3 protein-coding genes are annotated in these 9,468 nt (G+C 49.9%); 2 read left to right on the top strand and 1 reads right to left on the bottom strand.

Annotated elements, in window-relative coordinates; translation table 11 throughout:
• The coding region (locus QUA50_RS28430; RefSeq protein WP_333409715.1) for a calcium-binding protein at nucleotides 1–3,003 on the top strand (3,003 nt) is incomplete at its 5' end.
• A 393-nt stretch (nucleotides 3,004–3,396) separates the two neighbouring features.
• On the opposite strand, the gene QUA50_RS28435 is transcribed toward QUA50_RS28430, so the two are convergent.
• Complete coding sequence (locus tag QUA50_RS28435; protein ID WP_333265656.1) at nucleotides 3,397–4,020, bottom strand: GNAT family N-acetyltransferase; 624 nt, start codon at nucleotides 4,018–4,020, stop codon at nucleotides 3,397–3,399.
• Between the two features lie 1,719 nt (nucleotides 4,021–5,739).
• Here QUA50_RS28435 and QUA50_RS28440 point away from each other — a divergent pair.
• A complete protein-coding gene (locus QUA50_RS28440; RefSeq protein ID WP_333052933.1) occupies nucleotides 5,740–9,264 on the top strand; it encodes a response regulator in 3,525 nt (1,174 codons plus the stop codon).
• Nucleotides 9,265–9,468: the final 204 nt, after the last annotated feature.

A 9,468-nucleotide genomic window follows, 5' to 3' on the forward strand; every position in this document is an offset into this window, starting at 1 on the left:
TCCAGTCCCGCTGTCGCTACTGTCGCGGCTATCTTGCGGGCCGATGGGCAAACTCCCACACCGACTCCAACTCCAACAAATCCCACACCGACTCCAACTCCAACAAATCCCACTCCAACTGACAACCAACCGCCATTGGCCAACAATACCAACTCCCGCCTCGGGCCCAACAGCAGCAGGTTAGTCACAGGATTGGGAGGAAGTGACCCCGACGGGTCGATCGTCTCTTACACCATCAACAGCCTGCCCCCAGCAGACCAAGCCGTCCTATTTTTAGGAGATCCAGCCAACGGGGGCGTACCCGTGACACCAGGCCAAGTCCTGACTCCTCAACAGTTGCAGCAATTATTTTTCTTCACAACGGGCAACTTTACAGGAACCAATTTCACCTACAGCGCCACAGACAACAGGGGTGCTATCAGTCCCCCTGCTACGGCTACTGTGGATGGACTGATAGTGCCAACTCCCACAAGTCCCACAACTCCAACTCCAACTGACAACCAACCGCCAGTTGCCAACAATGCCAACTCCCGCCTCGGCCCCAACAGCAGCCAGTTAGTCACAGGATTGGGAGGCAGCGACCCCGACGGGTCGATCGTCTCTTACACCATCAACAGCCTGCCTCCTGCAGACCAAGCAGTCCTGTTTTTAGGAGATCCAGCCAACGGGGGCGTACCCGTGACACCCGGTCAAGTCCTGACTCCAGAACAGTTACAGCAACTGTTTTTATTCACGACGGGCAACTTTACAGGAGCCACTTTCACCTATAGCGCGACAGACAATAGCGGCGCATCCAGTCCCGCTGTCGCTACTGTCGCGGCCATACTTTCAACTGACAACCAACCGCCAGTTGCCAACAATGCCAACTCCCGCCTCGCGCCCAACAGCAGCCAGTTAGTCACGGGATTGGGAGGCAGCGACCCCGACGGGTCGATCGTCTCTTACACCATCAACAGCCTGCCCTCACCAGACCAAGCAGTCCTGTTTTTAGGAGATCCAGCTTTGGGCGGGGGCGTACCCGTCACACTAGGTCAAGTCCTGACGCCAGAACAGTTACAGCAACTATTTTTGCAAGCCACAGGCAACTTTACAGGAGCCACTTTCACCTATAGCGCCACAGACAACAGCGGTGCCATCAGTCCCGCTCCCGCTACTTTTGTCGCTATCTTGCGGCCGGTTGGGTCAACTCCCACACCAATGCCGCCACCGCCGATCGTCTCAAATCCGATCGGGGAAGCAGATACCGACTGTCAATGTTCGCCCATTATTGAAAAACCGGGAATTAACTTTGCGCCCCCGCAGCAACCACCTGCTGTGGGATTTGTCCGGCCTATTTCACAATTTTCCGAGGGACAAACCACCAAAGGAACCGACGGCGATGACTTCATCGCAGACACCAAAGGCAACCAAAAAATCGTCGGTTTTGAAGGCAACGACCTGCTTTTAGGTGAAGACGGCGCGGACGAAATTTACGGAAACGAAGACAATGACACGATTTTTGGGGGCATTGACTCCGATATTGTTTACGGAGACGAGGGCAACGATATCGTATTTGCAGGCAAACAGAACGACTGGATTGCCGGCGATTTAGGCTCGGACACTCTGTTTGGAGATCGAGGTGCGGATACGATTCTCGGAGACACCGGGGAGAACAACTCCCAGAGTCCTGACGATGCTCGCGAGTTGATCTTCGGAGGCGAGGCTGGAGACCTGATTAACGGCAACGAGGGCGACGATACCATCCATAGCGGCAAAGGTGACGATATTGCCCTTGGAGGTAAAGAAAATGACCTGATTTGGGGCGAACTCGGCTCCGACAGCTTGTTTGGTGGCATCGGCTCCGACAGCTTGTTTGGGGGAATCCGCGACCAAAGAGCCAGCGACTCCCAGGGACGCGACTTGCTTTACGGAGGCTTCGGTGACGACTTCCTCCACGGCCAACAAGACGACGATACGCTGGTTGCAGGCAAAGATAACGATCGCGCTTACGGAGGTAAAGGCAATGACATTATCTACGGTCAATTAGGCTCCGATACCCTCTACGGCGGTGAAGGAGCCGATACTGTGCTCGGCGACAGTGGCAGTTCCCAGTCCATCGGGGATATCGGGGAACAAGACTTGCTCTTTGGTGGCAGTGGCAACGACATCCTCGGCGGCGGCCACGGTAATGATACGGTGCAAGCAGGTAAAGGCAATGATGGTGTTTGGGGTGGCAAAGATAATGACCTGATTTGGGGCGAGCTCGGCTCTGATACCCTTGTCGGCGACAGCGGCGACGACACCATGTACGGCGGTGCTCGAAGTCGAACTCAAGATGTTGGCGGCCGAGACTTGCTTGTTGGTGGCATCGGTGCTGATGTGCTGTTCGGCGATGAGGGTGACGATACCATCGCCGGCGGTGAAGACAATGACTTGATTTACGCCGGCAAAGCTAACGACCTCATACACGGAGATCGGGGTGACGACTTGATTTACGGCGGTGACGGCAGCGATGAACTCTGCGGTGACGAGGGCAGCGATACCATCTATGGCGATCGTGCTGATAACCTGGCTGTCTCGGTGGGGGCAAACGACCAGCAAGACTGCATCAATGGCGGTGACGGCGATGACTTGCTCTACGGCAACGAAGGCCAAGATACTATCAACGGAGATGCTGGCAGCGATACTCTGATTGGTGGTAAAGATAACGACCTGCTCAATGGGGGCGCTGGAGATGACTGGCTGTTTGGCGACTTGGGCGAGGATACTTTAATTGGAGGCACGGGGAGCGATCGATATGTGTTGAGTGCTGATGGTGGCATTGATACTGTGATTAACTTCGAGGTAGGCGTCGATAAGTTGGTTTTGACCGACGGCCTGAGTTTCCAGCAGTTGCAATTTAGCGCCACTCCGAACGGTACGTTGCTGCAAGTAGCAGGAACCGATCGGGTTCTAGCAAATCTGGTTGGGGTTAACGGGGCGATCGGCTCCTCGGATTTCCTACCAAATCTCTCTGAACTCTAGAATTGGCGGCGAAAGTCTCCTGTTCTGGCGAACAAAACGCCACAGCAGTTCGGATCTGCTGTGGCGTTCCTCCCAATACTCAATCCGGGTTAGAAACTTTGTAGCGATCGGCCCTTGACCTCGTTCTTACAGTTGCCTTTTGTTCCTCTCTAAAATGCTAAAAAATAAGGGTGTATTCCAGCCGGATTCGGTATAATATCAAATCAGTTAGCCTTGGGATTATTCATAAATCTCTTATTATCGGCGTGAATCAGCGTCAATCCATTGTCATCTGCGGTTTGAGAAAATTTCTTTTTTTACCGCAGATGAGGGCAGATTAACACAGATTAACGCAGATTAATTCGATTTTCTTGGCGCAGCCCCAATTCCCCATAATCAATTCAAATACTTAGCTTAGGATAGCGAAATCTGCTTGCGTAAAAACAGGCGGCGCGGCTGGCCCAACAGCCAACCAGTCCAATTCCAATCCACCTGTTGCAAGCGATAGCCCGCCTGATAGTACAACTGTCGCGCCGGGTGATTATTTTCCAGAACGTGGAGGTAAATCTCAGAAAATCCCCATTCTTTGGCTGTCTCCTCGCAGTTGCTGAGCAATTGTTGAGCAACCCCTTGTCGCCGGTACTCTGGGTGAACGGCTAAATTCGACAAATAAGGATAGTCGGAATTAGGGATTTGCCAAGGAAAGCGAGAACGTAAAGCCATTTCTACTGTTCCTGTTATGCGCTGAGCTCGGTGCGATCGATAATTCTGCGTTCCCTCCTCGCGCGAGACTAGCTCAGCAACCAGACAAATGTAATGTTCTGCTTTAGAACGCAGTCGATTTTTTAAATCTTCGTAAATGCCCAAACGCAACACTGGATACACCCATTCTACAAACCCCTCGCGAGAGTGAAAGCTCATGGCTAAAATATCCGCTAGCTGCGTTAAGTCGTTGGGCGCAGCCACCCGGATCGAAAAACCAGAAAGTCCGGGAGTTTGTTGTTGGTGAGATGGTGAGGAAAAAAATGAAGGATTCACAATGCCAGGCCACTATATTAATTTTTTTTACGCGGGTTTCTAAGCTACCATCTTAGAAAATTTACTGATGTTATACTGCTCTTATAACGTAACTTATAGGCATAGTTTATTAGCCAGATTAAATTACATTTTTTGGCGATGGACTTTAAGTAGCATTTGAGGTAAATGGAAAATTTTTAGCATTTAATACTCTAGTTATGAAAAAATAAAACTCATCCCCTAATACTAGATTTATGGCTCAGCTATTTTGCCTTTAAATTGAAGCTCGATCCCTGGCTTTCTGCCGGCATCACAAGAGTTTAAGTAAACGGTAGCTTACAAATTAAATGCGCGACAGCTTAGCGGGCAAGGTATTAAAAACAATCACAAAGGTTTTAACGTCAGGTTCCCGAAATCCTACCGCTCTCTGCTTATTGAAATACCCGATCGAATATAATTTATCCGTCAAGCGGTAGTTGAAAAACTCAACGACTGACCATACTAACACTGGGATCGCTGGCGCGTCGGATGTTCCCCGCCGCCCCCCGGCCTGGCACCCCAGCTTTCAGCAGTTCTGGGCTATCCATCGCCCGTCCCCAATCGAACCGGCCTTACCTGTTGAGCTACTTGGTACTTTTCCAACGTCCAATTTAAATTTGGATGCCTGGAAACAGTCTGCAGGGGTTTTCCCCGTCGGTTCGATACTCTGCTGCGCGCGAGACCTTCAAAACCTCGATCGAGCTGATTGACCCTGCCCAAAAACAGATACAAGCCACCGACACTCGTCGTGGAGAGATCAAAATTTTAGACCCTAGTTCAAGCTCCCCGATTCATCTGTGGAGTAAATCTAAAATCTAAAATCTAAAATCTAAAATCGACCGATCGGTTTCCACAGAGTACATCCCTAGCTAAGATTAACAGATGGATGCTCAAACTTGCGGTGTTTCGCCGCAGTAATTAGCTTGGGCGTTGGCCTGCAGGACGCACAAAAAATGCCGATATCGGGGAAAAAAGTGCAAGTCTAACTAAAATGGTACAGCAATTGCGTCACTCCCACAGACACCTCTGTGGTCTGTGGGCCACCCCCGAATATCAGTCAGGGGTTCAGGGCCCGATGGTGGTCGCTATCCTTGGCTGACTGTTAAAGTTGCTATTACTTGTGGGAAAAAACACAGGCGAAGATGTTGGTTGTCTATAGTATTTTGCTGCAGGCAGCTTTCACATACCAAATAAAATATTCCCAGGAGGCAGGAGCAAACATAAATTTGGCTAATCAACTCACAATCAAGACGGTTATTCCTCTGTATTCTGAGATATCCAGACGGCAGTTAAAATGGCCAGATTTGTGTTTGATCTCCGGCGGCCTCAAGGTAAGGGGTGAAAGAAATTTATCGGGAGACGAGTTTATGTGAAGATCGTTGAATAATAAAATTGGGGTGCACGACAGATAACTGTGGCTCAGAAGAATTCCGAATTGAAAACCCAGACATCAAAAATCAAGGTTGATGCTTGCCTCGGCATACTTACAACAAATTCATATTCACGAATTATTGTGATACCATTTTCCCAAAATAATGGCGACCTAGGCAAACTCCCAATCCTTATGTCAGGAGTCATTCGCAATCGAAAATCGAAGGTCGAGAATCGAAAATGGTATGACTTCAGCAATTTAAATCGGCGAATTCTTCCTTTAATCAGACTTATTAAATCGAACAGCCCCGGGGCACAGGAGAACGGTGCATGAATTCCCAAGAAAATCCTAAGCTAAAAATTCTGATAGTCGATGACGAACCGGATAACCTCGACTTGCTTTACCGCACCTTCCATCGAGACTATAAAGTGCTCAGAGCCGAATCTGGCCCCGCTGCTCTCGAAATTTTGGCAAAAGAGGGAGAAGTAGCAGTGATTATCTCTGACCAGCGAATGCCAAAAATGAGCGGTACGGAGTTTCTCAGCCTGACGGCGGCTCAGTACCCCGACGTGATCCGAATTATTTTAACTGGCTATACGGATGTTGAAGATTTAGTTGAAGCTATTAACGCTGGCAAAGTATTCAAATACGTTACCAAGCCTTGGGATGCTCAAGAGCTGATCAATCTTGTTAGTCAAGCTGTTGAGACTCACAATCTTCTGAAAACGCGCACCAATGAACTGCGCCGTGCTTTGAGCCAAGAATCGCTGCTTTATGCCGTTACCAATACTATCCGATCGGCTCCCAATTACCAGCAAATGCTGCAAAGAATTGTGGAAACTGTCGGGCAGATGTTTGAGGTGAGTTGCTGTCTGCTGCGGCCGTTCCAAGACGGCCGGGTGGCCGATGAGTGGTTCGTTTACCAGAAGGCAGAAACTAAAGGTGTGGGGGGCGATGAGGAAGTCACGCCCGGTGATGCTTCTGCTGCCGAACTCTCCCCGGATTTGCTGCCGGATTTGGTTTGGGAAACTCTGGATGTGGAGGTGATTCAAGATGCCCAAACTGACGATCGAGTTTTAAACTGGGATAATCCACAGCGAAAGCAGGCTTACGAAGCTGCGAATATTCGATCCAGCTTGATCGTACCGCTATTTTACAAAATCGAACTGATGGCAGTCTTGGCGCTGCATCAGTTTGAGGAACCGCGCCAGTGGCAAGACCACGAGGTACAGTTGGTAATTACGGTGGCAGACCAAGCGGCTTTGGCGCTTTCTCAAGCCCGGGCTTACGAACAGGTGCGGGCGCTGGCCAAGCGCGAGGCCTTAGTCAATACTATTACTACGGCAATTCGATCGAGTCTCGATCCCCAAAATATTTTTGCAGCCATTACTCAACAACTCGGCCAAGCTTTGCAAGTTGACGGCTGCGCCCTATCTCTGTGGACAGAAGATGATGAATACGTCCAATGCGTGGGGCTATACGACACAGATAGGGATACCGTGGCTGTAGAACAGGGTTTTCTTGATAATCCAGAGCTAGTTGCGAACCCTCTGGGCTACGAGACGGATTCTGGTGATGCTGCTGCTAACACTCGCGCCTGGGTTTTTGCCCATCCTTCTTTGCCACAGTCTTTGGTGCCGATTCGGGGCAATCCGCTGTTGTTGCAAGTTATGGTATCAAAAGAGCCGGTGGCGATCGAAGACCTCGACGAACACCCCGAATTAAATGTTACAGAACTGCAAGTTCGATCGCCAGCCCGCGCCCTGTTAGTCGTTCCCTTGCTCTCAGAAGGCAAAATCATCGGCAGCATTTCGCTGCGCCAAAATCACAGCATCCGCCGCTGGAACATCTCAGATATTGACCTGGCCCAAATAGTCGCAACTCAAGCTGCTCTAGCCGTGCAGCAGTCGCGCCTCTACCAGACTACCAGACAGCAGGCAGAACGGCTTCTGGAAGCCGATCGGCTCAAAACCGAATTTTTCCAAAATATCTCCCACGAGTTCCGCACGCCTCTAACTCTAACTATCGGCCCTCTGGAATCAGCTTGCAGGCGTAAAGAAGACTTACCCTACGAACAAGCCGTAATCGCTTTGCGTAATTCCCGCCGCCTCCTGCGCTTGGTAAATCAACTGCTGGACTTGCAGCGGCTAGATGCCGGACGGATGCAGCCGAGTTTTCGCCCCTGCGATTTGGTCGGTTTCTGTTACTCTACCGCAGAGTCGTTCCGCGCCTACTGCGAGAAAAAAGGACTGCACTTAATTACCCAACTGCAAGAATGTCCTTTACTTTATTTGGACTTGGAAAGATTTGACAAAGTTATTTACAACCTGCTATCAAATGCTGTTAAATTCACCCCAGAAGGCGGAACTATCACCCTGAAAGTTGAATCTGCCGGCGCTCACTGTTTGTTGCAAGTAAAAGACACGGGTATCGGCATTCGCACCGAACAAATTCCCTATTTATTCGAGCGATTTCACCAAGCCGAAGGTTCAGCTAGTCGTTCCTACGAAGGCAGCGGTTTAGGTTTGGCACTTGTCAAAGAATTAGTCGAACTCCACGGCGGTCAAATTTCAGTTGAGTCAGTTTACGGCGAAGGTACTACTTTTACCGTTTGGCTGCACTTTGGTTCGACGCACTTGCCCCCGGAACAGGTACTAGAAATACCTGCGGAGTTTCACTCATCGAAAGCTGCGGTGGAACTGGCCGATGTGGAGGCGGATTTATCAGAAAATGAGGCTGAAAATCATAACTTTGAGTCGCTCCAACCTGTCCGATCGGAAACAGCAGTGGGAACGGTTTTGGTGGTGGACGACAATCCAGATTTGCGCTTTTATGTGTCAGCAATTCTCCGAGATGCCGGCTTTGCAGTTTTGCTCGCCCGCAACGGAGAAGAAGGATTTGCCGTGGCTAAAAAACGTCGCCCTAATTTAATTATAACGGATTTGATGATGCCTTTGATTTCGGGCTTGGATTTGATTAAGATGATTCGAGAGGATGAGGAATTACAGGGAACTCCGGCAATTTTGCTGACTGCTAAAGCCGACGAAGATACTCGAATTGAAGGAGTAGAACGGGGTGCGGATGCTTATTTGTCCAAGCCTTTTAACGATCGAGAATTGTTGGCGGAAGTGCGGAATTTGATCGCCCTCAAACAAAACGAGCGGCGAGTGCAGCAGTTGAACAGTTATTTAACTGAGTCGGTGCTGCGCCGATTTTTGCCGCCGGCGATGGTGAAGGCCGCAGCGGCTGGAGATTTGGCCTTGGATTTGCGCCCGGAACCGCGATTGATTACTATTTTGTTTAGCGATATTGTCGGTTTTACTCAAATGGCAAATACGCTGCGATCGCGCCGGGTAGCTGAGCTGTTAAATGAATATTTGGCGGCAATGACTAAGGCTATTTTTGACAGTGGCGGTACGGTGGACAAGTTTGTTGGAGATGCGGTAATGGCTTTCTTTGGCGCGCCGGAGGAATTAACGCCTAATGAGCAAGTACGCCGCGCTGTGGCTGCTGCGGGGCAAATGCTGGGAGCTCTCAAGGAGCTTAACAAGGGCTGGTTGGAGCAGGGAATTGTTGGGGAAAATGGCGTCCCTCCGGTGCGGTTTCGCTGCGGAATTCACCAGGGTACTGCGGTGGTGGGGATGTTTGGCGGCCCCGATCGATCGGATTATACTGCGATCGGGCCGAGCGTGAATATTGCTGCCCGCTTGCAAGAGGTGACGGAACCAAACACGGTGCTAATTTCGGCGGCGGTTGCAGATTATGTTGAGGAAAATCGCATTGTTAAATACAAGCCTTTGAAACTAAAGGGAATTGATGAAACTGTCTTGACTTTTTTACTAAACTGTGATTAGTCATTGTAAGTATTATATGTTGATATCCCACGCACAATTTCGGGAACAACCTATTCCTAAATAAGTAGATGAGCAGCCAAATATGTATGTAGCCCAAAGCGATTATCACTCCGTGAAACGCTCATTTGGAGCGCGAATTAAATAACTTACAATTTTAATTGTTATTGTGGGATGGGCGTCCTGCCCGTCCTTTTTGGACGGGCA

Source organism: Microcoleus sp. M2_D5, from assembly GCF_036701935.1.
Taxonomy (GTDB): Bacteria; Cyanobacteriota; Cyanobacteriia; order Cyanobacteriales; family Microcoleaceae; genus Microcoleus.